The sequence below is a fragment of the Streptomyces sp. NPDC002742 genome (assembly GCF_042888885.1).
In the GTDB taxonomy this organism is placed as follows: domain Bacteria; phylum Actinomycetota; class Actinomycetes; order Streptomycetales; family Streptomycetaceae; genus Streptomyces.
Genome location: NZ_JBIAQF010000025.1, coordinates 76,808 through 100,948 on the forward strand (window position 1 = coordinate 76,808; position 24,141 = coordinate 100,948).

Annotated in this window: 22 protein-coding genes and 1 pseudogene; 10 read left to right on the plus strand and 13 right to left on the minus strand. The window is 71.0% G+C overall.

What is annotated here, in order from left to right; genetic code table 11:
* The first annotated feature begins 197 nt into the window (after positions 1-197).
* The 4 genes from ACFYW8_RS34360 (at position 198) to ACFYW8_RS34375 (ending at position 4,774) form a co-directional block, all read left to right on the plus strand.
* Entirely contained in the window at positions 198-1,244 is a 1,047-nt protein-coding gene (locus ACFYW8_RS34360) for an LLM class flavin-dependent oxidoreductase (RefSeq protein WP_365880205.1), read from the plus strand.
* Between the two features lie 618 nt (positions 1,245-1,862).
* On the plus strand, positions 1,863-2,924 hold the full coding sequence (locus ACFYW8_RS34365; RefSeq protein WP_389087115.1) for a hypothetical protein: 1,062 nt from the start codon (positions 1,863-1,865) through the stop codon (positions 2,922-2,924).
* A 405-nt stretch (positions 2,925-3,329) separates the two neighbouring features.
* The gene (locus ACFYW8_RS34370) at positions 3,330-3,908 is read left to right on the plus strand and encodes a carboxymuconolactone decarboxylase family protein (RefSeq protein WP_389087118.1); all 579 of its coding nucleotides are present in this window, start codon (positions 3,330-3,332) and stop codon (positions 3,906-3,908) included.
* Positions 3,908-4,774 carry an RNA polymerase sigma-70 factor gene (locus tag ACFYW8_RS34375; RefSeq protein ID WP_389087122.1) on the plus strand — a complete coding sequence of 289 codons (867 nt, stop codon included), beginning with the start codon at positions 3,908-3,910 and terminating at the stop codon, positions 4,772-4,774. The genes ACFYW8_RS34370 and ACFYW8_RS34375 overlap by 1 nt, the downstream gene beginning before the upstream one ends.
* 465 nt (positions 4,775-5,239) lie before the next feature.
* Here ACFYW8_RS34375 and ACFYW8_RS34380 read toward each other — a convergent pair whose 3' ends face one another.
* The gene (locus ACFYW8_RS34380) at positions 5,240-5,533 is read right to left on the minus strand and encodes a hypothetical protein (protein ID WP_389087127.1); all 294 of its coding nucleotides are present in this window, start codon (positions 5,531-5,533) and stop codon (positions 5,240-5,242) included.
* Between the two features lie 182 nt (positions 5,534-5,715).
* On the opposite strand from ACFYW8_RS34380, the gene ACFYW8_RS34385 reads away from it, so the two are divergent.
* Positions 5,716-6,531: a hypothetical protein gene (locus ACFYW8_RS34385; RefSeq protein ID WP_389087132.1), complete on the plus strand. Its 816-nt coding sequence runs from the start codon at positions 5,716-5,718 to the stop codon at positions 6,529-6,531.
* A gap of 37 nt (positions 6,532-6,568) precedes the next feature.
* On the opposite strand, the pseudogene ACFYW8_RS34390 reads toward ACFYW8_RS34385, so the two are convergent.
* Positions 6,569-7,524, minus strand: a pseudogene (locus ACFYW8_RS34390) (transposase); the annotation flags it as partial.
* Here ACFYW8_RS34390 and ACFYW8_RS34395 point away from each other — a divergent pair.
* A complete protein-coding gene (locus ACFYW8_RS34395) occupies positions 7,505-7,717 on the plus strand; it encodes a hypothetical protein (protein ID WP_389087393.1) in 213 nt (70 codons plus the stop codon). The pseudogene ACFYW8_RS34390 and the gene ACFYW8_RS34395 sit on opposite strands and share 20 nt — an antisense overlap.
* Before the next feature lie 355 nt (positions 7,718-8,072).
* Here the strand turns inward: ACFYW8_RS34395 and ACFYW8_RS34400 are convergent, their stop codons facing one another.
* Positions 8,073-8,573 (minus strand): hypothetical protein, encoded by a 501-nt coding sequence (locus ACFYW8_RS34400; RefSeq protein WP_389087136.1) that lies wholly within the window; start codon positions 8,571-8,573, stop codon positions 8,073-8,075.
* A 45-nt stretch (positions 8,574-8,618) separates the two neighbouring features.
* Positions 8,619-8,876: a hypothetical protein gene (locus tag ACFYW8_RS34405; protein WP_389087141.1), complete on the minus strand. Its 258-nt coding sequence runs from the start codon at positions 8,874-8,876 to the stop codon at positions 8,619-8,621.
* A 24-nt stretch (positions 8,877-8,900) separates the two neighbouring features.
* Between ACFYW8_RS34405 and ACFYW8_RS34410 the strand changes: the two genes are divergently transcribed.
* Complete coding sequence (locus ACFYW8_RS34410; protein ID WP_389087147.1) at positions 8,901-9,329, plus strand: hypothetical protein; 429 nt, start codon at positions 8,901-8,903, stop codon at positions 9,327-9,329.
* Between the two features lie 286 nt (positions 9,330-9,615).
* Here ACFYW8_RS34410 and ACFYW8_RS34415 read toward each other — a convergent pair whose 3' ends face one another.
* Positions 9,616-10,239, minus strand: a complete 624-nt coding sequence (locus ACFYW8_RS34415) for a TetR/AcrR family transcriptional regulator (protein ID WP_365880191.1) — start codon at positions 10,237-10,239, stop codon at positions 9,616-9,618.
* A gap of 115 nt (positions 10,240-10,354) precedes the next feature.
* Between ACFYW8_RS34415 and ACFYW8_RS34420 the strand changes: the two genes are divergently transcribed.
* Entirely contained in the window at positions 10,355-11,533 is a 1,179-nt protein-coding gene (locus ACFYW8_RS34420; protein ID WP_389087377.1) for an FAD-dependent monooxygenase, read from the plus strand.
* A 1,015-nt stretch (positions 11,534-12,548) separates the two neighbouring features.
* Here ACFYW8_RS34420 and ACFYW8_RS34425 read toward each other — a convergent pair.
* The 8 genes from ACFYW8_RS34425 to ACFYW8_RS34460 all read right to left on the minus strand — a co-directional run bounded on the left by ACFYW8_RS34425 (position 12,549) and on the right by ACFYW8_RS34460 (position 21,155).
* Positions 12,549-13,844 (minus strand): MFS transporter, encoded by a 1,296-nt coding sequence (locus tag ACFYW8_RS34425; protein ID WP_389087154.1) that lies wholly within the window; start codon positions 13,842-13,844, stop codon positions 12,549-12,551.
* Positions 13,841-14,380: a helix-turn-helix domain-containing protein gene (locus tag ACFYW8_RS34430; RefSeq protein WP_389087158.1), complete on the minus strand. Its 540-nt coding sequence runs from the start codon at positions 14,378-14,380 to the stop codon at positions 13,841-13,843. The genes ACFYW8_RS34425 and ACFYW8_RS34430 overlap by 4 nt, the downstream gene beginning before the upstream one ends.
* Before the next feature lie 291 nt (positions 14,381-14,671).
* Entirely contained in the window at positions 14,672-15,547 is an 876-nt protein-coding gene (locus ACFYW8_RS34435; protein ID WP_389087163.1) for a PhzF family phenazine biosynthesis protein, read from the minus strand.
* A 7-nt stretch (positions 15,548-15,554) separates the two neighbouring features.
* Positions 15,555-16,430: a phytanoyl-CoA dioxygenase family protein gene (locus ACFYW8_RS34440; RefSeq protein ID WP_389087167.1), complete on the minus strand. Its 876-nt coding sequence runs from the start codon at positions 16,428-16,430 to the stop codon at positions 15,555-15,557.
* Between the two features lie 183 nt (positions 16,431-16,613).
* Entirely contained in the window at positions 16,614-17,363 is a 750-nt protein-coding gene (locus ACFYW8_RS34445; protein ID WP_365880183.1) for an iron-containing redox enzyme family protein, read from the minus strand.
* Between the two features lie 47 nt (positions 17,364-17,410).
* Entirely contained in the window at positions 17,411-18,727 is a 1,317-nt protein-coding gene (locus tag ACFYW8_RS34450; protein WP_389087174.1) for an acetyl-CoA carboxylase biotin carboxylase subunit family protein, read from the minus strand.
* A gap of 32 nt (positions 18,728-18,759) precedes the next feature.
* On the minus strand, positions 18,760-19,854 hold the full coding sequence (locus ACFYW8_RS34455) for a DUF1611 domain-containing protein (protein WP_389087179.1): 1,095 nt from the start codon (positions 19,852-19,854) through the stop codon (positions 18,760-18,762).
* Between the two features lie 59 nt (positions 19,855-19,913).
* Positions 19,914-21,155, minus strand: coding sequence for an acetyl-CoA carboxylase biotin carboxylase subunit family protein (locus tag ACFYW8_RS34460; protein ID WP_389087183.1), 1,242 nt, complete (start codon positions 21,153-21,155; stop codon positions 19,914-19,916).
* 663 nt (positions 21,156-21,818) lie between these two features.
* Here ACFYW8_RS34460 and ACFYW8_RS34465 point away from each other — a divergent pair.
* Positions 21,819-22,292, plus strand: a complete 474-nt coding sequence (locus ACFYW8_RS34465; RefSeq protein ID WP_389087189.1) for a flavin reductase family protein — start codon at positions 21,819-21,821, stop codon at positions 22,290-22,292.
* Between the two features lie 309 nt (positions 22,293-22,601).
* Entirely contained in the window at positions 22,602-23,951 is a 1,350-nt protein-coding gene (gene aroA / locus ACFYW8_RS34470) for a 3-phosphoshikimate 1-carboxyvinyltransferase (protein ID WP_389087194.1), read from the plus strand.
* Positions 23,952-24,141: the final 190 nt, after the last annotated feature.

The window sequence follows — 24,141 nt, forward strand, 5'->3', positions numbered from 1 at the left end:
TCCCGTGCGAGGCTGAGGCAGCGCGAACAACACGTTCGGGAACCACCCGGGTATTCGCCAGGACCGATTTCCGTTCACTGGCCGACTGTTTCTCGCCTACCGCGGCCCGGGCGTCAGATTTTGAGCGATCGGAAGGTGAAATCTTGGACGCCAGCCGCTTGTCAAGCCAGCCGCGGTCGGATTCGAACGAGCTGAGAGTGCACTGGAACTCGCCGCTCAGCGGGCAGCAGAAGGCGTCGGGAAAATACAAGGTCGGCCGGCTCGACTTCGACGGGATCGTCGAATTCGCACAGGAAGCGGACCAGCTGGGTGTGGATTCGCTCCTCATGGGGATCGGCGCCCACATGCCTGATCCCCTCCCGATGCTCGGCGCCCTGGTCCGCGAGACCCGACGCGTCAAGTTCCTCCTCGCCTACCGCCCCGGACTGCTCTCACCGACGCTCTTCGCCCAGGTGGTCAACACGGTCTCGTGGATGTCGGACGGGCGGATATCCCTCAACCTGGTCGCCGGTGCCTCCCCGGTCGAGCAGGCGTATTACGGTGACTTTCTCGCCCACGACGAGCGCTACGCACGCTCCAACGAATTCCTGGACGTTCTCCACGGACTCTGGCGCGGTGAGACCCCGCTGTCCTACGAGGGCGAGCACTATCGCCTCAAGGACGCGGAGATCGGCCTGGGGTACAAGGGCGGAGGCCGTCCCGAGATATACATCAGCGGGGCATCCGAAGTGGCACAGCAGACCGCCGTCGACCACGGCGACTGCTGGCTGCGCTACGGCGACACTCCCGAGGGAATGGCCGCGGCGGCGAAGCCCGTGCTGGCACAGGGCGGCCGGGTGGGAACGCGCATGCATGTGCTGGCGAGGGAGACCCGCGCGGAAGCGCTGGCGGATCTCGCACAGATGATGGGCGATCCCGACGAGGAACACCGCAAACGGATCGCAGAGGCCGTGGCCTCCTCCGATTCCGTGGCAGTCAAGACGTCCTTCCAGCTGGCCGAGACCGCGGAATCCGACTGGCTCTCTCCCATGCTGTTCTCCGGTGCCGTGGCGTATCGCGGCGGGCCGGCCCTGTGCGTGGTGGGCAGCTATGAGGAAGTCGCCGCGTATCTCTACGAGTACAAGGCCGCCGGGATCAGCGAGTTCATCTTCTCCGGCTGGCCGACCCGGGAAGAGATGCAGATCTTCTACACCCGTGTGCTGCCGCTGCTGCGCCGGCTCGAACGCGCCGGGCAGAAGGTGTGAGGGCTGTCCGGGCCTGCCGGGGGCAACTGCGCCGGCGGCGCGGGGACGTGCGGTGGCGCGCGGGCGGCACCTCGAACCGTTCCCGTGGACTGAGCGGGCCTGGGGCCTGATGCCAGGACCCCGGCCCGGCCGGCCGAACACCCCGGACGGTATCGGGCGTTCTGGCTGCCCGCGCTCGCTCCGTTTGCTGCCGCCTCCGCGCCCGCTCCGTGCCCGCTCCGTGCCCGCTCGGCGCCGGCTCCGCGCCCGTTCCGCGCCCGTTCCGTGTCCGGGCGGCACGGATCGGGTCCGTGGTCCGGGTATGCGGGGGCGGGTTTTGATCTGGGCAGGTCGCTGACCGACGCTCAGTGGCCGCAGGCAGACCTGCACATACCGGCAGACCGCTTCGGTACCCGTGCAGACGGATGTGCACCGGGTCGTGAACACTTCATGCCCAAAGTGCTGGGCGCGAGCCCACCTCGTCTTGTCAACGGGGCTCTCAGGCCGGGCATACTCAAAGGCTCGGCTCGCGTCCCGAAGGCCAACTCCTGCCGGTCTGCTGACTCGGGGAAGCTGTGTGGTGTCAGCTGACGTGGATCGGTACGCCCATTGTCAGACGCTGCTGGCAGCATCACCGCTGTGAACGCCATCTTCACCACCCCACCGCAGCCGGTCGACGTCACCGCGCTCTTCCCTCAACTGGCCCCGCTGGCGCGCACGGCGACCCGGCTGCACCCGCGGCCGGGGTCGCCGTCCGTGCACGACAGCTCCGTCGGCGGCCCGCTGCTGTGGCCCGCCGGCGAGCCCTGGCCCCACTGCGCGGGACCTCATGTGCGGTACGGGCGGAGCCTGGCCTTCTCACCGGATGACGTCCGGTGGGAGCGGCGCATCCGGGCGGAACTGGCCGCCCGGCCGCACAGCGATCCCAGCCTCCCCCTGGCCGCCGGGTACACACCCGAGGAGGCGGCGATCGCGAAGCGGATCAAGGCCGGCCGCCCGTGGCCCGAGGGCCCCGTCGCCATGCTGCCCATGGCCCAGCTGTACGTGCGTGACATCCCCGACCTGCGCCCGCCCGGGCAGTCCGCGGCCGATCTGCTCCAGGTTCTCTGGTGCCCCTTCGACCACCCGGCGACCCCCACGACCGCGCTGCGCTGGCGGTCCACCGCCGAGATCACCGACGTGCTCGACGCACCGCCCGAGCCGCCCGCGATACAGTTCCGCGGCTACCTGCCGGAGCCGTGCCTGCTCGCACCGGAGCAGATCACCGAATACCCCAACCCTTTGGAGCTGAGCAAGGAGCTGCGGCAGGAACTGCGCGACTGGACCAGGTGGCAGGCGGCCGGAACGGCGGTGGACAGTTCCTACTCGGTCGCTCCGGATGAGTTCTACGCGAGCCGGCTGTCCGTCGCCCCCGGCTGGAAGGTCGGCGGCTGGACCCGCTGGGGTCTCACCGACCCCATGCCCCGGCGCTGCCAGGAATGCGGCACCGAGGCTGACCCACTGCTGACCATCGCCAGCTCCGAATGGAGTGCGAACACCGAGAGCTGGGCCCCTGAAGAAGACCGGGCGAACCTCACGTCGCCTCTCTCGCTGTCTCCATCGCAGAACCCCGCCGAGCTCGACATCGCCCGGGGCTACAACCTGCAACTCCACGCCTGCCCTTCCTCCCCGGACCATCCCCACATCGAACTGGTCCAGTGACCGGTCGCGCAGGACCGAACCCGCCGATGCCGGTCGGTGGCTGCGCCGCCTTGACGCACAGCAGCGGACGCCGTCGCTCCTCGCCGGGGGCACCCGCAGACGGACCAGACCGAGTGAGACGACGAGCGAATCGGACCAGATCGTTTGAGACCGGTACCGGATCGGCTGAGACGGGACACCCGCCTCGGCCGCCCGTCACCCTGCTGGGTGTCCTCTGTCATCCAACCGAGGCTTTTGACAGCGAACCCAGCCGTTTCAGCTTCTACGACAGTGAACCCAGTCGTGCGGGACGACCAGGCACTGCAGTGCTGACGATCTATGCGTAGCGGTGGTTGTCACATTCGCGGGCCCGGCGGTGTCTTCATGCCGAACAGCCAGACAGGCAAATCTACTGAGGAGAACGTCATGGCGCTCCGCGTTCCGAAGGCCGAGCTCAGCACCGAGATGAGCGAAAACATGATCAAGCAGCTCGGCGCCGTGGCCGAGCCCGTCGAGGTGGTGTGGCACAACCCCAAGGTCGCCACGTCCAACTTGGAGTTCTCGGCCAAGCTGGGCGAGTGGGACGCGGCCGACGCGAGCCTCAAGTCGTTCGCGCACATGGCCGTCGCGTCCCAGGTCGGCTGCGGCTGGTGCCTCGACGTCGGCTACTTCCAGGCGCAGAACCAGAGTCTGGACCTGACCAAGGCGAGCCAGGTGCCCCGCTGGCGGGAGTCGGAGGTGTTCACGCCTCTGGAGCGGGACGTCCTCGAGTACGCCGAGGCCATGACGAACACGCCCCCGACCGTCACCGACGAGATACACGCGAGCCTGCTCGACCGGCTCGGTGCGGCGGCGATGGTCGAGCTCACCGCGTACATCGCCTTCGTGAACATGGCGGCCAGGAACAACAATGCGAACGGGATCTCATCGCAGGGCTTCTCCGATGCCTGCGAGATTCCACTGGCCGCGCGCCCTCAGAACTCCGGCGCAGCGTCGACGTCATGATGGCCGAGGACCCGTTCGTCGCTCATCGCAGCCTGCTGTTCACCGTCGCCTACGAGATGCTCGGATCGGCGGCCGACGCGGAGGACGTGCTGCAGGAGTCCTGGCTGCGGTGGGCCGACGTCGACCAGTCGCAGGTGTGCGAGCCGCGTGCGTACCTCGTCAGGACCGTCACGCGGCAAGCGCTCAACCGCCTGCGAACGCTGTCGCGCAGCCGCGAGGAGTACGTGGGTGAGTGGCTGCCGGAACCGGTGCTGACCAGCCCTGATGTTGCCGAGGACGTCGAGCTCGCGGAGAGCGTCTCGATCGCGATGCTGACCGTGCTCGAAACGCTCGGGCCGACGGAGCGGGCGGTGTTCGTGCTCCGCGAGGTCTTCGAGATGCCGTACGGCGAGATCGCCGAGGCCATCGGGAAGTCCGCAGCCACGGTGCGGCAGATCGCGCGGCGAGCCCGCGAGCATGTGGCGGCCCGGCGGCCGCGGGTACGGGTGAGCCGGTCGGAACAGCAGGCCGTGGTGGAGCGGTTCCTGGCCTCGTTGCGAACCGGGCAGTTGCAGGAGCTGCTGGAGGTTATGTCGCCGGACGTGGTCCTGATCGCCGATGGCGGCGGGCTTGCGGCCGCCGCTCTGGCTCCGATCCACGGGGCCGAACTGGTGGCGACGGTACTCGCGCGCGCGAACCAGGTGGTGGCCGCCTTCGAGACGACGACCGTGTGGCTCAACGGCGCGCCTGCGGGCCGGTTCGAGATCGACGGCGAGCCGACCGCGGTGAGCCTCGTGGTGGAGAACGGGCGGGTCACCCGGATCTACCTGATGAGAAATCCCCAGAAGCTGACGCGGCTCGATGAACTGGCCGAACTCGCCAGGTAAGCCCGCTGCTGCTCTGGCATCGTGAGTGTTCCGGGTGGTGAGAACCGCCCGGAACACTCACGACCGCACAGTGGTCGGTGATCAGAGGTCGACGTACAGGGCGCTCGATCAAGAGGCAGCAGGCGGGCCGCGTCGGCTTCCGGCTGCTACGGAAGCGCGTGCTGCTCGGTGCCGCCAGCCGTCGAACACCGACTGGTGTCAACGGGACGTCTACCTGACCGTCTTCACGAAAATCTTTGAAGAGCCATCACGCCTGGCCGGCAACACCCCGTTGACACCCAACCCAGTCGGGCCAGGTCAGCGCGCTGCACACGACTAACTTCGCTGTCAAAGGACATAGCTCATGCCGCTCCCCTTTTCCAGCGGCAACGGCGGACCCCCGCCGTGACGGCGGGGGTCCGCCGTTTCCGTCAGCGCGGCGGGCATCTTCTCAGCGTCCCTGAAAAACGGGCCACGGGGAGCGGTTCAGAGAAGTCTCTGCGGGGCCTGCAACAGGTCGACGGGGGCGACGTTGCATGCAGCCCTGGGACTGCCGAGCAGGTGGCCGCCGATGCCCTCGCCTTCCGGCAGCGGCACCAGGCAGCGGCCGGCAGCGCCGGCCGGCGATGCACCGTAGGTGTTGAGGATGCCGCCGGCATCTCCCGAGACGGCGGTGTCGCCGTTCCTGGTGCCGAAGTCGGTGCCGTCGGCATGGGCGCAGGTGGGTAGGGCCACCGCGAACAGTGTGGCCACGGCGAAGGTTCCAAGGGGAGCGGTCAAGCGCCGGATCTTCATGGCCTGACAACGGCCGGGCCGGTGGAACCGTCACGGGAGGTTCAGACACCGCTTCTGAGCTTGTTCTTTAAGGTCGGACCGGGCCAGTGGCGACATGCAGCACCGGGTCGCCGCTGGCCCGAACAAATCCGTTGGCACCGAGACCTTCAGGTGACAAGACTGCGCTGGTGACCACCCTGCCGCCGTTGCCCGGCCCGTTCCCTCTGCCGGTACAGGACACGCGTACCCGCGACGTCGTCCTCGACTATGCGGACATGCACGCTCTGGTGGCCGGCCTCGTTCTGCCCAACGGCGCGTCGATGTACGTTATGAGCGCGCTGGAAACGTCTCGCGAGCTCATCCGACACTCCTACTACCGGTACGAGTTCGCCACCGTCGCCGTCACGCATTCCCTGTTCGCCCTGGAGAACGTCCTCACCGAGCGTCTGGCCATCGACGAGCCACTCTGGCACCTGATTGAGCGGGCCGCCGATGCGGGGCTCATCACGGTCGGCCTCGCCGCCGAACTCGACCGCAGCCGGCTGCTGAGAGACCGGCTCACGCAGGGCTCCGTGACAAGTGCCGCTCTCCAGCAGGCCCAAGCCGTCGCCATGGTGCGTGCTGTCTTCGATGCCATCTCCCTGCTCGTTCGCCCACCGTCCGCGGCAGAGACGACAGCCGTCCGCATGAGCGGAGCACAGCCTGAAGACCGGCTCGCCCGGCTGTCGGAGGAACATCGGCGTGCCCTGTTCCCCGACGGTTTCCGCGGCGTGGACATTGTGGGTGTGGAACTGATCCTCTTGGACGCCGACGTCGCCGGCCTCATCCAGAGGGAGCTGAACGGCGGGCTCGACGACAACGGCATCGTCAACCTCTGGTCGTGTATCGCCGACCTCGACAAGATCGTTCCCTTGATCAACTCGGCTTACTGCGCCTCCTACTTCGCGAAACTTCGGACGATTGCCAAGCTCGCAGCAACACGCTACATCCCCACCGCGACCTGACCCGTGGAGTCGAAATCGGAATCTCGCACGACCCTCGTCAGGATCTGACCCGGTCACGTTCCTTGATGGTCCCGGGCCGTCCGGCTGTTTTGCCGACGTCGTAGCGGGTGGCGGGGTGTCGGTCTTTCGAGCCGGGCGGTCTGCCGGGGCCGGGCCGGTCGGGTTCGGGCGCACGGGTGGGGCAGGGCAGGGCAGGTTCGGGCGGAGGTCTCTGAACCCCCGCCGGACTCGGGCGGGGGTGCGTCGGCCGGGCTCGGCCGGCTTCTCCCAGGGGCGGCGGAGGTCCGCGGCCGGCGGCCGGGCGAGGCGGAGTTGGGTGTGGGCGGCGACGACCAGCCAGGTCCACCGGTCCGCTGCCTCGGGCGTGCGGAGTTTCGGGCGGGTCCAGCCCAGCGTCTGCTTGATCATCCGGAAGGTGTGTTCCAGGTCGAACCTGCACAGGAACGCCTGCCGGCGCAGGTCGACGTCCTCGCCCGACAAGCCGGTGGCCGACGTCCACAGCCAGACGGGAAGTGGATCGTGGCCGCCGGGCAGGCGGTCGACCTGAAGGCGGATCAACGTGCCCTGGATGACCGGGAGTTCGCCGGTGTGGTCGATCCAGGCAGAGCGGGTGGTCGGACGGGGATGGATGCGGTCCCAGGCCATCGCGCGAGCGGTGCCGTAGCGGTCGGTGACCTGCACCGTCGCGGCATCGGGCTCGCCCCAGGTGTCGGGCTTGGCGAAGCGCAGCTCCTTGCCTTGCTTGGGCGGCCGTCCGCCCCGTGAGGGTGAGATCCAGGGGGCCGGGACGGGCTTGCGCATCACGCGGTCGGTGCGCATCCGTCCAAGGACCTCCACCGGCAGTCCTTCCAGGAGGTAGGCCATGCGCGGGGCGTCACAGCCGGCGTCGAAGACGATCAGGATGTCGCGGTCGTCCGCCTTCCAGCGGCCCGTGCCGATGAGGTCCCCGATCACGCGGCGGACCTGGGCCGCGGTGACCTCGGCGACGTCGTCGGCGACCCAGGTCCTGCTGGGACCGGCACAGTCGCCGCGCGCGTTCGGCGAGTCCTTCGGCGACATGGCCCCACCCTTGCAATTCCAGGCCGAGCCGTATCAGGACCTGCTCACGCCGGCGCTGCTGTGGCGGGCCGACGACGCCGGGACAGCGGCTTCGCCAAGAAGCTCGACGCCGGCCAGAGACCGCTGAACGGGCCCACGCCCGACCGGATGACCCCGTCGAACGCGGTGCGGCCACCGCCGGACGCCGCCGGGTCTTCCGGTCTTCCGGCACACTCGCTGCGGCCCGAACCGGCTGGTGCGCCACCGCCGGCCGCAGTCACCCATAGCGGCACTCGGTACCGCCTCTGGCTGCCTTGCCGGGGTTCGCGGCCACGCCCCGTGGAGTCCTCCGCCCTGCCGCGCTCGGCACCGGACACCACGGACTTGCCCGGCACGACGCGAAAGCGACCGCCTGGGGCCGGCCGCACCCGGTTCGCGCCGGTGACTTCCGTGCGGTGGCTACGCGGCATGACAGGCGCGGCTACGTGTTCCTCGGCACTGTCTCAGCTGCAGCTGTCATCGTGCGGCTCCGCCCATGACCGGCCACTCGTGTTCAAGCCGAGTGCGCAAGCGCGGCCGACGGCGGCGAACAGTATGAGTGGCAGCTCCTTGTCGGCCTGGCCGATCGCCAGCGCGAGCCAACGGCCGCTGTCGGGGAGCGGCCACACGCGCATGCTCACGGCCTGTTGGCTGAGGTGGTCGAGCGGCTCGGGCACGGGCTCGCCCTCGCAGCCGGCACTGAGATACGGTCCGAGGTCCACGACGAACGCATTGCCCCACCGAGTCGTCAGGTGTGCCGCCAGGTCGTCGAGGCAGGCCCGCAGTCCGGCTTCGGCCTCAGCCCAGGCCTGCCCGTCGTCGTCATCCCAGAAGTCCCGGCTGACCTGCAGTTCGCGCACATGATGCTCTGGTCCACCGTCCCCGGAGGCGTCGGCACAGGCCGCCCCCGGGAACGGCTGCACGGCCAACGCGTCAATCGTCGAGAGGTACTTCTCCGTGGTCATGGGCGCAGGTTATGGGACCGCGCAGACATCGGACCGCGCAGACAACTACTGCCGGCCGTGCGCACCGGCCAATGACCGGCCGGACAGCTCCTGGAAGGCTGGACAGCCGCCGTAGCCCGTCGGCTCCGGCAGCGCTACGGCGGGGCGCGGCGTCCGCAGCAGCGCCACGGCCTCCTCGACCCGGCCCGGCTCCACCGGCAGCGAGCCGAGAGTCCGCCGGTGGTCCAGGCGGTCCGCGTCCAGGAGGGCGGCAGCCTCCCGCGGGCGTCCGGCGCCGGCCGACAGACCAGCCAGGCTCTCCACCGCGTACGGACTCCCGCCCTCGGGGTGCGCCCGGGCCCCCTCCACCGCCTCGTCGAGCTGTCCGCAGGCGCGTCGGCCCTGTCGGCCCTGCGCCGCGCCTTCGCCGGCGCGGCCGCGGATGCCGACCCGGTCGCCGGGTTCTGCGGTCCCGGCTTCGCCCGGATGGTCGCCGGCAGTCACACCCTCGTTGCCCGGCTGCGCGACCTGCACGACCTGCGGGAGGCCGCCCTGGCGGACGCCCTGGCCGACGCCGCCGGCGCACCCCGCGGCGACATCACCGCCCGCACCGCCGCCGCCCTGCTCGGCGCGGTGCACCGCACCCTGTTCCGGCGCATCCAGGAACTCACCCTCGCCGGCCAGGACGACGCCCGGATCAGCGCCACTGTCATCGCGGAGGCGGACGGCGCCTTCGGCCTGCTGGAACCCTCGCTCGCCGGCTACGCCGCCGCGTGAGCCGGGCGTCGCCCGTCGGCGTCGCGGCGCCCGGCCCGTGGCGGCGGACGTGATCGGCCGGAACGGCCGCGCCCCCAGGGGCGCGCCGGACGGACGCCGGCGCCGGGAAGCGGACGTCTCCCGGCACTTGTGAGCCGCTCCGGGAGTGCCCGCATCGGGTGCCGGGTGCCGGGTGTCGGGTGCCGGGTGCCGGGTGTCGCCGGTGACGGCGGTGGTCCGGCCGGCAGGGCGCCCGCTTCCCGGCCCTCTCGTCCTTCGCGGGTGTCCGGGATCCCCTGCCGGCTGATCAGCCCGTGCCCGGCGCGGGTCCCGCCAGGCCGTGCAGCAGCAGGGCGGTGAGGGTGTCGACGATCTCCTCGTCGGTGGCCTGCGGGCCGTCTTCCCCGGCGGTGATGACCGCGAACCCGAGGGTCGAGACCATCGCCCCCATGGCCGCGGCGACCAGCGCGGGCTCGCCCGGGAGCCGGTGGCCCTGCCGGCGCAGCCGGTCCAGGTGCTCGCGCAGGGTGCTCGTCTCCTCGGCCAGGTTCGCCCATGCGCGGCCCTCGCCGGGCGGGCCGGCGAAGGCCGTCTGCACCAGGGCCACGACCACCGGCAGGTGGTCGCGGATCACCCGCCAGGCGACGGCCAGATGCTCGCGAAGCTGCCCGGGATCGGTCAGGTCGTGGTCGGCCGGGTGGCCGTCCGCGCCGATCTCCGCGTCGGCCTGCGCGTCCAGGTCCCGCAGCAGGGCCTGGAGCAGGGCGTTCTTGTCCGCGAAGTGGGCGTAGAAGGAGCCGGTGGCCCGTCCGGCCTCGCGGGTGATGTCGGTGATCTTCGTGTCGAGATAGCCGCGCTCGGCGAACAGCCGCCGTGCCGCGTCCTTCAGTGCCGCCTCGGTCTCGGCAGCCTTCTCCTTGCGTACGCCCATCGGGTGGGAGCTCCGTTTCGGACTTGACGGTTGGCCGTGCACGACATCATAGTGAACCCCGGTTCGATGAATTCATATTCACTGAATGCTGATTCATGGAGGATGCGTGAACGTCATGGTCATCGGCGGCGGAGTGGCCGGAGCGGCGAGTGCGATAGCGCTGCGGCAGATCGGGGCGCAGGTCACGCTCTACGAGGCATACACCGAACCGGCAGGCCAGGTGGGTTCGTTCCTGAGCCTGGCATCGAACGGTCTGCGGGTGCTGCGCTCCCTGGAGGTGCTGGAGCAGGTGCAGGAGGCCGGGATCGATGTGCCGGGCCAGCGCATGTGGTCGAGCTCGGGCAGGCTGCTGGGGGATGTCCCGCGGGGCCGGCTGCGCGGCGACACGCTGCACAGCGTGACCCTGATGCGCGGCGCGCTGGTCCAGACGCTGCGCGCGAAGGCGCTGGCGGCCGGTGCGGTCATCGTCACCGGCGAGCGCCTGGTGGATGCGGTCACCACCAAGGAGGGCGTACGGGCGGTCTTCGCGAGCGGCCATACGGCGCAGGCGTCGCTGCTCCTCGGCGCGGACGGCATCTGGTCGGCCACCCGGCCGCTGCTCGACCCGAACGCGCCCACCCCCGAGTACGCCGGCCTCTACAGCATCTCGGGCATCGCCGACGGCATCGAGACCGAACCCGGCATCTTCAACATGACCTTCGCCCGCAACGGCGCCTTCATCCACCTCGCCGCCCCCGGCGGCAAGGTCTGGTGGTCGGCCCAGGTCTCCTGCCCCGCACCGCCGGAACTCGGCCTCACCGACGGGCAATGGCTGCGCCGCCTCGCCGGGCTCTACCGGCACGAACAGGTGCCGTCCGCGATACTCGGGGCCACCGACGAACTGCACCGCCCCACCCTGATGCACAGGCTCGACGCCGTCCCGGTCCGCCAGGGCGGCCGCATCGCGCTGCTCGGCGACGCCGGCCACCCCGTCGGCGCGGGTCAGGGCGCGTCGATGGCCTTGGAAGACGCCCTGGTCCTGGCGCAGTCGCTGGCCGCGAAACCCTCGGTGGCGGCCGCCCTGTCGGCGTACGAAGCTGCCCGCTCGGCCCGCATCGCCAAGATGGTCAAGGCGGCCTCGGACAACCGCGACGCCAAGACGGCCGGCCCGCTCGCGCGGCGGATGCGCGACCTGGTGATGCCGGTGGCGGTCCGCCTCTTCTACGAGAAGGCCACGGCCTGGCTCTACACCCACGACTGCGGCGAACTGCCGGCCGGCCGGACGGGCGGGGACTTTCGGGCCCGTAGTGCATGACGTCGGCCTTCATCGGGTTGATCGCGCCGCTGTGCCACGTCCTGCGCGGTCTGCCGGGGGCGGGGAACGGCCAAGAGCGCCGGGCCGAGCCGCTCGTCCATCTCCGGCCGGGGTGCCGTACGGGGTGAGGTCCGGCCAGAACAGAGCGGCGGCCCGCGCCGGTCCTTGCCGGACAGCCTCCTCGCCCCGAGGTCTCGGACGGCGAGCGCGACCGGGACGAGCGGACACGCCGGGCGCCTTCCACCGCCGTTTTGCGGGGCCGCCGCGCGATCGGTCCCGGGCCCCGGGGACCTGCCCGCGCCGTGCGGGACGGTCAACAGGGCCCGAAGCCGGCTCCGCCGCGCGGACCTGCGGTCCGCCCTGAAGAAGGCTTCGTCATCCCGGCCGGCAGCCGGGACACAGCGCCGGTGCGCCCTGATGACGCCGCCGGCCTTCAGTCACGGCCCGGCGGGGAGAACAGCAGCGGGTGCCGCGGACCGGCAGGCGACGGGGGACTCGGCCGGGCCTGCCCCTGCGGCGCTCCGGTCGCGGCCCTCGCGGCCGGCTGTTGCGGGCCCTTCGAACTGCCCCTCGACCCGTCCGGACCTGCGCGTTCCGCCGGCAGGACCGCGAAGCGCGAGCGGACGACGTGCGCGACAGGCCCGACGGAACCCGTCCACCCGGACTTCTTCACGACTGCTTTGCGTGGAACGCCGGCTGCCTTGACGCCGCCGCTGCCCGGACGCCGCCGCCGCCCGGCTCCGTGCCGGGGGCCGCGACGTCAAGGACGAGACGCCGTCCGCCTGCGCCCGCTCAAGGACCGGCACATCGGCTTCCCGGGCCGCTGCCTGTCCAGCGTCAAGGCCCGCAGACCCCCGGGCAGGGCCTGCGCCCCTTCCGGGCCCCGGACGCCTCCAGGGACGGCGGGGACCGAGGGCCGGCACGCCCGGCTGGCACGCCCGGCCGGCCCGGCTGCTCGTCGCGCCCGCGGGGGGCTTGCCCCCCGGACCTGTTGTGGCGTGTTCGCGGCAGGGCGTCACGCCCGGCCGGGTGCACTCTCCTGGGCGGGATCCCTGGATGCCGGGTGCTCCGGGGCGCCAGCCGGGGCGGCGGCACGCAGCGCCGCTTCGACCCGGCGGTTGCTGGTCATGGATGCCGTGACGGCCGTCATCGCCAGGAGGAGGCCGGCGGCGGCGTAGAGCGGGGTGCGGATGTCGTAGGTGGTGGCCAGCCAGCCGCCGAGGAAGGCGCCGACGGGGGCGGCGCACATGGCCAGCATGCGGGAGGTGGAGGCGACCCGGCCCATGAGGTGGGCGGGGACGATCGCCTGCCGGAGGGAGGGCGCGAGCACCATCGTGGCGCCCATGCCGGCTCCGCAGACGGCGAGCGCGAGGCCGGCCACGTACGGGTTCGGGGCAGCGGCCAGGCCCAGGATGGCCAGCCCTTCGACGGCGGCCGTGCAGGTCAGCGCGGTGCCGGTGCCCAGTCGTCGGCCGAGGAAGGAGGCGATGCCCGCGCCGAGAAGACCGCCGGTGGCCTCCGCCGTGAGGAGCAGACCGAAGCCGTAGGTGTCGATGCCCAGGCGTTCGTGCGCGAAGAGGGCGAGGACGGTCTCCACGGCGAGGAAGGAGATGTTCCCGACCGCCGGGCGGAGCGCGAGCCCGAGCAGCACCCGGTCCCGGAAGACGTACGAGGCCCCGGCACGCGCCTGGCGAAGCAGCGACTCGCGGACCTCCGGAACGGGCCGGGGCATGGCGGGCAGCGTGCGGACGAGCAGGGCGGAGAGCAGGAAGGACACCGCGTCGGTGAGCAGCGGAACCGCCCGTCCGAGCGCGAGCAGCGCACTGCCCGCCGGCGGCCCCGCGAAGCCAGACATGGCGGTCTGGGCGCCACGCAAGCGGGAGTTGGCGCGCTCCAGGAGTGCGGGGTCGCGGCTGAGCAGATCCGGCAGGTAGGCGGTGGCGGCCGTGTCGAAGAAGAGTCCGCCGATGCCGAGCAGGAAGGCGACGGCCGCGAGCAGGGGAATGCTCAGCGTGTCGAGCGCGGCCGCCGCGGCGGGTATCGCGAGCAGCACCGCACGGGCCGTGTCCGCGACCCACATCGTGCGCCGGCGGTCCCAGCGGTCCACCAGCGCACCGCCGAGCACCCCGAAGAGCAGCCACGGCAGCGTCCCCGCGGCCGTGACGACGGCGAGCGCCATCGGATCGCGCGTCAACGTCAACGCGATCAGCGGCAGCGCGGCGTGCGACACCCCGTCACCGAGCGAGGACACCGTCTGCGCGGTCCACAGCCGTCCGAACCCGGTCGGCAACTTCCGCATCTCTGAAGTCACTTGGTGCCCCCCTTGGTCTGCTCGCCCTGTGCCGGGTGGAAGAGTGCGAAGACGAGTGAGGAGTCCGGCAGCGACGGATCGGACAGCTTTCGGTACTCGTCCGCCAGTGCCTGCAGCCGCGCCCCCAGCTGTGCGAACTGCTCGTCGGTGAGCCGCAGATGCGCCATCCGCACGTGCCGCTCGCCGTCCGCCTGCGACGCCTCCAGGTCCGCCACCGCATGGCGCATCAGCACATCGGGCCCTCCCTCGCCCGGGTCCGGCAGCGCGATCGACCCGGCGGCCATGGCGTAGTACCGCTCGGTGACGCCCCGCACCTTCCGCGTCCGCACCACCTTCACCAGGCCGGCCCGCTCCAGCAGCCGCACGTGATAGCTGGAACTCCCCTTGGCGAGGCCCACCCGTTCGGCGATCTGTGTGATCGTCGCGGGCTCGAAGCGGAGCACGGCCATGATCCGGTGACGCGTGAGGCTGGAGACGGCGCGCAGCTGTTCGTCCGTGGTGACGTGAAACGTCTCGGGAAGATCGTCGGTAGGCACACGAGCAATGGTCAACGATTCTTGACCATTGCGCAAGGGGATCCGCGCGGACCTCCGGAACCTGCTGTCCGGCGCACGAGGCCTTCTGCCGGGGCCCCGCCCGCCGCCGGTTTGGGGAGCTGTCGGGAAACCGTCGCCGCGGCCGGCGCCTTCCCGGTGCGGGGCCGGCCCGCGGGCTCGGCACTGCGCGTGATCGCTGACGGCGTACGGCCGAAGGCGCCAAAGCCGCGCGGGGAGCCGCCCGGCCGCCGGCCGTCCGGCAGGGCCCGTCACGGCGGCTTCACGGCGGCTTCACGGGAGCCGGCGGGCCGGATGTTCCGTCAGGACCCGTGCGGTGCCGCCGAGTTCGATCCGCAGATCCGGTCCCGCGGTGGCGGTGGCGGTGGCGGTGATGGTGGCGGGGCTGTCGAGGGCGTCGCCCATGTCGACGGCGATCCGCTGGACGCCCCGGCCGGCCAGGTGGGCGGCGAGACAGGCCGTGCTGTTGGCGTTGGCGAGGTCCTCCGCGACACCGATCGAAGGGGCGAACATCCGGGCCGCGAGCGCGCCCTGGGGCGAAGGCGGGGAGTGGACATACGCGCCGAGCAGGCCGAACCGGTCGCAGGCCGCCTTGAGGCGGTCGAGGTCCGGGCGCAGCGCGGCGAGCGCGGCCCGGGTGGGGACCGGCACCAGAACGCGTTCGCGGCCCACGCCGGCGACCCGCACGTCCGGCCCGGCCTCGGCCGGGCCCAGACCCAGGGCCGCAAGGACGAGGGCGCGTTCCTGCGCGGTGGGTTCGCGCAGGTTGACGGGCCCGGGGTCGAAGGCGGCGGTGAACAGCTCGCCGGCCCGCTCGGCCCGCCCGGTGAAGACGCGCCCCCCGGCACGCAGGACGGCCCGGTAGGACCCGCCGCCGTGCCGGGCCGCCAGGAGGGCGAGGGCGGCGACCGTGCCGTGACCGCAGGCGGGCAGTTCCCCTGCCGCGGTGAAGAAGCGCAGCTCGGTCGCGTCGCCGGCGTGACGTACGTACACGGCGTGCGAGGTGCCCCGGGCGAGGGGGATGCGGCGCCGCTCGTCGTCACCCGGCGGCGGGCCCTCGGCGTCGTCCTCCAGGACGACGGCCGTGGGACTGCCGCCCGCGCCGCCTCGCAGGCAGGCGCGGACGACCGTCACGTTCGGCGTGTTCACGGGGCGCTCACTTCGCCTCCTCCAGCGTGGCGTACCCGGTGGCCGCCGTGGTCTTGCCCGCGCCCTCCTGGAGCTGGAAGAGCGAGCCGAAGGGGCGCTCGGCGAGCGGCAGCCGCCACGCCCCGGCTTCCACCCGTGCCGTGTCCGACACGCTGCCGCGCAGCAGTTTCACCCCGGGCTCGTTGTGGCCGGCGTGCGGGCCGAAGTGGATCGGGTAGGCGTCGGCCGCCCGGTAGGCGGGCAGGAAGGCGCGGCGGTAGCGGTCGGAGCGGTTGGGGGAGGAGTAGTGCAGCAGCAGGGGGTGGATGAAGACCACGCTGCCGGCGGGTGCCTCGATGGGCACGGCGAGCGCCGGGTCGGGGGCGTCGGCAGCGGCCACCTTGCCGCGGAAGTGGCCGTCGAGGTAGTGGTCGGCCAGGCCGTGCCGGTGGGAGCCGGGGACGGCCTGGAGGGCGGAGTTCTCGGTGGTGGTGTCGTCGAGGTAGACGAGGGCCGTCACCAGGGCGGTGTTGGTGTGGGGGTAGTAGGCGAAGTCCTGGTGCCAGTCCACGACACTGCCCACGTGCGGGGCCTTGAGGTGGAGCTTGCTGTAGTGGAACAGGATGTCGGGGCCGATGAGTGCCTCGACATGGTCGAGCAGCCGGGGGTGGGCGGCGGCCCGCTCGAACGCGGAGTGCGCTTTGGTGGGTGACCAGATCCGGCGGGCCAGGCCGTTGTCGCCCGGCTCCACTTCGGCGACGGAGCCGATGTCGGGGACGTCCAGGATCTGGGTGATGGCGGTGTTGAGCTCGGCGACTTCACTCGGACCGAAGAGACGCTCGGCGACCGCGAAGCCGTTCTCGCGGTACTCCTTGACGAGCGTGTCCGTGTCGGGCATGGACATGCGCGGGGTTCCTCTCTGGCGGGGGTGGCGGGGGCGGCTGGGGTGGCGGGGGTGCGGTCCGCAGGGGGCCGCCCGGCGGCTGCCCGCCGGACCCGCGAGGGCTCACCGGGCGCCACCGGCCGGCATCGCGGCCGGGCCCCGCGCGCCGGTCCTGTCGTCGCGCGGGGCCCCGGGACACCGGAGTCACACGGCGGTCTGCGCGTGCTTGGCGACGGTGTCCTGGTAGATCTCCCGGAAGAACATCGCGAGGATCTCCTGGACGTCGTCGATGTAGGTGAACACCTTCTGGAAGTCCTCCTCGCTGAAGATCAGCTGGTGGAGGATGTCCCACATCTCCTGGGAGTGGTCTTCGGTGGTGTCGACGTGCAGGTGGGCGGCCTGCCCCTTGATGCTCTCCTTGCCGAGCCGCTCCCGGAGGTTTTCCACGATGGCCGGCTGGAGCTTCATCTGGGTGTACTCCACCAGGTAGTTGGAGACGACCGGGACGAGGACCGACTCGTGTTCCAGGGCGTAGTAGAAGAAGCCCTCGAAAAGGCGGGTGGAGAGGTAGGGCTCGGTGGCGAGGATCTCCTCCTCGGTGACGCCGGCGGCCGCGGCGTCACCGATGTACAGCCTGTCGTGGAGCATCTCGTCGGCCTGGTACTGGGCGTAGTCGCGGGCGGCCCTGGGCGAGACCTGGGCGATCTTGTAGATGGCCTTGGTCTGGCTGACCCGGGACAGGCGGATCCGCCACACGTGCTCGATGAGGGTGCGCCGGTAGTACGCCTGGTGGAGCTCGGGCTCGCTCAGGTGGGACGCGAAGGGGACGGTGTCCTTCCACTCCTCCATCTTCTTGTCCATGTAGCGGTCGAGCTCGGCCTTCTTCAGACGGCTCTGCTCCTCGTTGTAGAACGGCTTGGGATGGGTGATCCCGGTGTTCTGTACGCGGTTCATCGCGTTCTCCTTCGTATTCGCCAGAGGGTTCGCGGGGGGCGTCGGGGTCAGCGGTAGCGGACGTGGAAATGCTCGGTCGCGTGCCGGTCGAGGAAGGCGGTCTCGGCCTCGAGGTCGTCGGCCGCCACGTCCCACAGGGCGTCCATCAGGCAGATCGCCCGGTCGGACACCTCCAGTTCGGTTCCCTGCGCCACATGCACGCGCAGGATCCGGGGCGCCCGGGTGGGCGGGTCGAAGCGGATCGCGTCGACGGTGCGCCCCTTTTCTCCGTACTTGCTGAGGAACACGGTCGCCCGGGTGGGCGCGCCGGTGCGCAGGGCCTCCAGCTGGGAGGCGCGGGTGAGCCGGTCGTGGAAGGCGTCCCGTTCGCCGTCGGCCAGCAGCAGGCCTTCGGGCCACAGGTCGAAGAAGGACAGCCCGGTGACGGTGCGGACGCTGGCGTCGATGAGACTGCCGCCCATCCGGGGGTTGATCTCGATGATCTCCCAGCGCTTCTTCGACTCCCAGTACTTGACCTCGATGTGGAAGGCGCCGGCACTCAGCCCGTGCCCGGCCAGCGCGGCCAGGCAGCGGGTGACGAAGTCGGCTCCCTCCAGGACGAGTTCGGGTCCCAGGGAGGCGGGCGGGCTGACCGACATCCCCTCCAGGGTGGTCCGCTCCAGGCGTTCCACGCGGGCCTTCTCGTGGACGCACAGGTGGTGGACCTGCCCGTCGAGGACGAACGTCTCGAAGCTGAACTCCGGGCCCTCGACGTATTCCTCGGCCAGGAAGTCGTAGCGGTCCATGAAGATCGCCCGCATCTGCCGGTCGGCGCGCATCTGCTCCTGGATCGCGGGCAGGTCGGCCAGGTCGTCGACGCTCTGCAGGATGAAGGCCGCGAAGGACGCGGCACCGCGCACCGGTTTGACGAACCAGCGGGCGCGGGGGTCGAGTTCGGGGGTCGTGCCGGGGGTGAGCCGGTGGACCCGGACCTCGCTCAGCCCCTCGGCGAACAGGTGGCGGCGCAGTTCGTACTTGTCGAGGCACAGGCGCAGTGCGGGCGCGGCGGAGTCGCGTGCGCCGAGCCGCTCGTTGAGTTCGGCCATCAAAAGCCGGTAGCCCTCGAAGGTGGCGAGGGCGGCCTCGACCCGGTAGCCCCGGTCGGCGAGTTCGCGGACGGCCTTGTCGACGTCGCCGGGGTGCAGTTCGGGTTCCTCGGTGACCACGCAGTCCGCCAGGTGGCGGCGGGTCGCCTCCAGGACCTCGGGCCTCTCCGGCCGGGAGCTCACGGCGACCAGGGCCAGGCCGAGGCCGGCGGCGGCCGCGGCGACCTCCTCGGTGTACGACTTGCCCTGGTGCATGAGGAGCAGGATCGCTCTCTTCATCGGTGCATCTCCTCGCAGTTGCGGGTCCGCGCTCAGCCCTGGCGGGCCGGCAGCCGGTCCGCCGTCTCGCGCTGGTGGGCGCGCAGGATGTCCACGAGCCGGCCGGCACCGCCCTCACGGATCGGGTCGACGACGGGCAGTCCGGTATCGGCCTGGAGCTTCTCCGCCTCGCGGCGGTAGTCCTCGTCCGTGAAGCCGACGCTGTTGACGCTGATGGCCGTGACCTTGGCGGGCCGCAGTACGCCGCTGAGCTCCTCGTTCATGCGGATGATCTCGGAGATCGGGGGGATGGGCGTCTCCCAGACCTTGGTGCGCTCGGCGCCCAGGCGGTGGCAGAAGACCAGGGCGTGCGGCAGGGAACTGTGCAGGATGGTGAGGGCGACACCGCTGCCCTGGATGTGGTTGAGGCCGGCCTGGCCCTCGACCACGACCCATTCGTTGCCGGCGGCGGCCTCCATGACGACCTGTTCGACCGCGCCGCCCATGAAGTCGCCGGGCACCGCGTCGACCGCGACACCATGGCCGGAGATCAGAATGCCGCTCTGGCCGGTGGCCGCGAAACCGGTGGGGATGCCGCGGCGGTTGGCCTCGTTCCAGATCTCCAGGCCGGTGGTCTTCTTGCCGATGTTGCAGTCGCTGCCGCACGTGTGGATGATCCAGGTGTCCAGGTCCAGGACACGGGCCTTGTTGAGCGGCGCCTTGGGGGCGTCCTTGGTCTCCCAGACGGTGATGCCCTTGTCCCGGACGGCGCGGGCGATGTCCGGGTCGTCCGCGAGACGGTAGTGGATCGAGTTGATGATGTGCAGGCCGCTCTGGACGGCCGCGAGGAAATGCGGCTTCCAGCCGGAGGGCAGCTCGGCGGAGTGCAGCCCCTTACCGACGATCATGACCTCGGGGTTCAGGTGCAGAGCGTGCTCGACGCGGCTGACGATCGGGATCGGCCCGCCGTAACCGAGCACGTCCTGGACGGTCTGGCCGGCCTTGCGGCTGTCGATCACGGCGACGCACCGGTCCCCGCGGTAACGCAGCAGCGAGGCGCCGATCTTGCTCGAGAAGAGCCCGAAGCACCCCTCGGCGAACAGCACGAATTTCTTGTCGATCAGCTCCGCATGGTTCAACTGAGCCATGTCTTCCTCCACGGACTCGACGGGTTCGGTTGCGGATGGCACGAGATGGTCCGGGCGCCCTAGGGGACGGGCTCGGTCGTCAGGCAGAACCGCGCGAGCGCCCGGCGCACCGCCTCCTCGATCTGCTCCTGGGTGCCGCCCCGGAAAAGGAAGCGGCCGCCGTGGAGCGTGGCGTAGGAGCCGGGCCGGGCGATGAGAACCTCGCCCGCCCCCGGCACCAGCTCCCGGTACACGCAAGGAACTTCACCCAGCAGCGAAGTGGTGGCGGTGATCTTGCGGGGCAGCGGCCGGGGACCGGGGATGATCAGCCAGCCGCCGCTCTGCTCCAGGACGGGGGCGGGCAGGTCCACCGGGCGGCCGAGCAGCACGTCGACCCACAGCCGGAACAGATTCACGCCGTGGACGTCGTGGATGACGTACGGCACGTCGGCCCCCGGCACCCGGGCGCCGACCTCCAGGAACACCAGCTCCTCGCCCGTGTCGAAGAGTTCGAGGTGGAAGGCGGAGCTGTGCAGGCCGAGCGCGGCCAGGCAGCGCACGGCGAAATCCTCGCAGCGCTCGCGCACCGCGGGATCCGTCTGGAAGACCGAGCCGAGCGGTTCACCCAGCAGCTCGAAGTCCAGGCAGGTGGAGACGTAGCGCGACGTACACAGGAACAGCGGTTTGCCCGCGGCGTCCAGGACACCGTCGACGTGCAGGATCTCGCCCGCCACGAACTCCTCGATCTCCAGGCCGTGCAGGCTCCCCGCCGCGCACAGGGCCCGCAGCTCCCCGGCCGAGGCGACCTTGCGCACACCCTGGCTGCCCGCCCCCCGCACCGGCTTGACGATCACGGGGTAGCCGAACTCCTCGGCAGCCGCCAGGACCTGCTCCCGGCTGCGGCAGGACGCCCAGCGCGGCACCCGCAGGCCGGCCCGCGACAGCGTCTCCTTCATGACGGTCTTGTCGCGGAACCGGGACGTCTCCTCGGGCCTCGAGCCCGCGATGCCGTACCGCTCGCGCAGGGTCGCCGCGAGGTCCAGGAGAGACTCGGAGAAGCCGATGACATGGTCGAACGGGCCCTCGTCGCGGACGACGGCGTCCACAACACCCAGGACACCGTCCAGGTCGTCGAAGTCCGCAACGACGTGGACCCCTTCGGCGTCGGCGGGCACTGCGCTCAGGCCGCCCTCGTCGCAGATATAGGTGACGCGGTCGCTCTGCGGGCGAAAGAGGATCTCGGGAGCGGCGAGGCGGTTCTCCCAGCGTCGCTCGTCGGCGTACAGGGGCCAGCGGTTCAAAAACAGAATGGCGCCGGACATGGCTGTCGTCCTCACGGTTCACTCAATGCACGGACGTGCCCGGCCGGGGCGGCCGGTTGACGGCGGCGGCGGGCTTTTCGGAACCGGAGAATGAAACCCGGACCTGAATCCCGGGAACGGCCCCCAACGCGCCGATCGCGCTGCCTCAGCCTCGCACGGGAGGGCCCCGGCCAGAATAGGACCTAAGTCCCAGCGCCCCCGGCGCCGGACGGCCGAGTCCCGTTCGGCCGGCTTTCCCGGCCGTGCTCCGCCCGCACGTCCGGGACCGCGGCGGGCGGCAGTGCGCGGGCGCGGTGATCCGTGCCTCCACCCGGCCGGCCACGACGGCACACAGGGCCCGGACCGCCGCACACCGCACATTCCATGGGCAGATGGGCCTATTGCCCGCCCGCCGCACGGGACACACAATTCCTGTCGTGCCCCCCGCCGCCGCAGGAGGACTGCCGTGCGCGCAGGAAGCCCAAAATTTTTTGAACTGCCGTCCTGCCGCCCGGCACGGAAGCACCCGATAGCGGGACGCCATGTTCCCGCTTCGCGGATATCGCCGGCGCCGCGCGCGGCAAAAGGGGGCACGGCTCTGCAGCTGGGACTCGAAACCGGACTCGATTGCGCGGGACAGGTGGTGGTGCTGCCGTGACGGAGGCGACGCAGACGATACGGCGGGTGAGCTCCGAGGACTTCCGGGCGGCGATGGCCCGGTTCGCGGCCGGGGTCGTGGTGGTGACGACCCTGGGCGACGACGGGGTGCCGCGCGGCTTCACCGCCAGTTCGTTCTGTTCGGTGTCGATGCACCCCCCGCTGATCCTGGTGTGCCTGGCGAACTCGGCCGACTCCCACGCGGCGTTCACCTCCTGCGAAAACTTCGCGGTGAGCGTGCTGGGCCCCGAACACAGGCCGCTGGCAGAACAGTTCGCGACCAAAGGCGCCGACAAGTTCGCATCGCAGGGCCTGTCCCTCACCCCCGCCGGACTGCCGGCCGCAGCGGGCGCGCTCGCCGAGCTGGACTGCCGCACACACGCCCGCCACCCGGCCGGGGACCACACGATCCTGATCGGCCGGGTATCGGGCGCGCGCCTGGGCCAGGACACCGCAACCCCCATGGTCTATTACGACAGGTCCTTTCGGCTCCTGGCCTGAACGAGAGCCGGACACCCCGCCGGCAAAGAAGGCCCGGACCACCGAACACCGCACATTCCATGGGCAGATGGGCCTATTGCCCGCCCGCCGCACGGGACACAGAATTCTTATCGTGCCCCCACCGCCGCAGGAGGGCTGCCGTGCGCGCCAGGAAGCTGTCCGAGAACTGCCGCCCTACAACCGGCATGGAAACGCCGAAACGGTGAGACGACACGTTCTCGCTTTGCGGACACCACTGGCCCGGACGTCAAAGCGACATCGCTTGCACAGGTATCAGACGGCGAATGATGGGAAACGGGAGATACGAGGATGCTGCTGAATGTCGATCCGATCGATTCCTTTTCCGGAACGTTCCGCGTCCCTTCTTCGAAACCGGAGACGCAACGGGCCATTCTGACCGGCACACTGGCCGAGGGCACGTCACGGGTATTCAACGACCTCCGTTGCGACGAGACGGAGACCATGAAGAACGCCTGCCGCGCCTTCGGCGCCAAGATAACCGAGCACGACGGATACCTGGAGATCCAGGGCATCGGAGGATCATTCCCCGACCTCGGGCGCGTCATCCAGTCCCGCGGCTCGGGCCTGGTCTTCCGCATCGCGACGGCGCTGGCCTCCGTACAGCCCTCACCCGTCGTGGTGACCGGCGACGCCACCCTGCGCAACCGGGTCATGGAGCCCCTGCTGCAGGCACTGCGCGAACTCGGCGCGGACATCGAGTCGATCGTCAGCGAGAACAAGGCCCCCGTCGTCAACTGGGGACGCAGCCTCAAGGGCGGCACCTGCCGGCTCCCGGGCGACATCAGCTCGCAGTTCATCACCGCCGTCCTGTTCGCCGCACCGCTGGCCGACGGCCCGGTGGAGATCGAGGTCACCGGCGAGGTCTACTCCCAGTCCTACATCCGCCAGACCCTGGCGAGCCTGACCGACGCGGGCATCAAGGTCTCCGCGTCGGAGGACCTGCGCCACTACCAGGTGGAGCCCTCCTCCTACCAGGCCCAGGACATCACCATCCACGAGGACTACACCTCCGCCTCGTACCTGCTGGCCGCCGCCGCGCTCTTCCCGGGCCGCACGGTCCTGAACAACGTGTACGGCGACAGCATGCAGGGCGAGTTCGCGATCGTGCCGATCCTCCAACAGCTCGGGGTGAGCGTCACCTTCGACCGGGACACCTCCTCGCTGACCGTCGACAACCCGCAGGGCAGCCTGTGCGGCGACTTCGAGGTGGACACGCGGGACTGCCCCAACATCGTGCCCACGCTCGCCGCCCTGGGAGCGTACGTGCAAGGCAGCCTGCGGGTGACCGGCGGACGCCTCACCCGCTTCCACAAGGCCTCACGCATCGAGGCCATGGCCGCCGAACTCGGCCGCGCGGGCGTGGACATCGAGGTCCTGTACGACGACGGCGTCTGCGACGGCTTCGAGGTCCGCGGCGCACGGACCTACCCCGGCGCAGTGACCCTCTCCAGCTGGGGCGACCACCGCATCTTCATGTCGCTGTTCGTGGCCGGCCTGCGCATGCAGTCCGCCAACCGGTTCTCCGGCTTCGAAGACGTCCGGCTGTCCTTTCCCACGTTCCTGGAGGAATTCGCCACGGCAGGAGTACGGACCACGGCCGTCGAGGAGGAGAACGTGCCCGCCGAGGCCGTCGGCTGACCCTGCCCACCCCGGCCCGGCGGTCGCACCACCGGCCAGGGCACAGGCGCAGGCGCGCGGGCCGGAACTCGCCCGCGCGCCCCCCCCCCCCCCCCCCCCCCCCCCCCCCCCCGCCCCCCCCCCCCCCCCCCCCCCCCCCGCCCCCCCCCCGGGGGCGCCCCCCCCCCCCCCCCCCCCCCGCCCGCCGCCG

Bases quoted from the DNA above. Each gene is read 5' to 3' on its own strand.
- ACFYW8_RS34400 (WP_389087136.1), bottom strand. From the start codon at position 8,573: ATGACCACGGAGAAGTACCTCTCGACGATTGACGCGTTGGCCGTGCAG.
- ACFYW8_RS34375 (WP_389087122.1), top strand. From the start codon at position 3,908: ATGGCCGAGGACCCGTTCGTCGCTCATCGCAGCCTGCTGTTCACCGTC.
- ACFYW8_RS34420 (WP_389087377.1), top strand. From the start codon at position 10,355: ATGGTCATCGGCGGCGGAGTGGCCGGAGCGGCGAGTGCGATAGCGCTG.
- ACFYW8_RS34460 (WP_389087183.1), bottom strand. From the start codon at position 21,155: ATGTCCGGCGCCATTCTGTTTTTGAACCGCTGGCCCCTGTACGCCGAC.
- ACFYW8_RS34370 (WP_389087118.1), top strand. From the start codon at position 3,330: ATGGCGCTCCGCGTTCCGAAGGCCGAGCTCAGCACCGAGATGAGCGAA.
- aroA (WP_389087194.1), top strand. From the start codon at position 22,602: ATGCTGCTGAATGTCGATCCGATCGATTCCTTTTCCGGAACGTTCCGC.
- ACFYW8_RS34440 (WP_389087167.1), bottom strand. From the start codon at position 16,430: ATGTCCATGCCCGACACGGACACGCTCGTCAAGGAGTACCGCGAGAAC.
- ACFYW8_RS34445 (WP_365880183.1), bottom strand. From the start codon at position 17,363: ATGAACCGCGTACAGAACACCGGGATCACCCATCCCAAGCCGTTCTAC.
- ACFYW8_RS34415 (WP_365880191.1), bottom strand. From the start codon at position 10,239: ATGGGCGTACGCAAGGAGAAGGCTGCCGAGACCGAGGCGGCACTGAAG.
- ACFYW8_RS34455 (WP_389087179.1), bottom strand. From the start codon at position 19,854: ATGGCTCAGTTGAACCATGCGGAGCTGATCGACAAGAAATTCGTGCTG.
- ACFYW8_RS34450 (WP_389087174.1), bottom strand. From the start codon at position 18,727: ATGAAGAGAGCGATCCTGCTCCTCATGCACCAGGGCAAGTCGTACACC.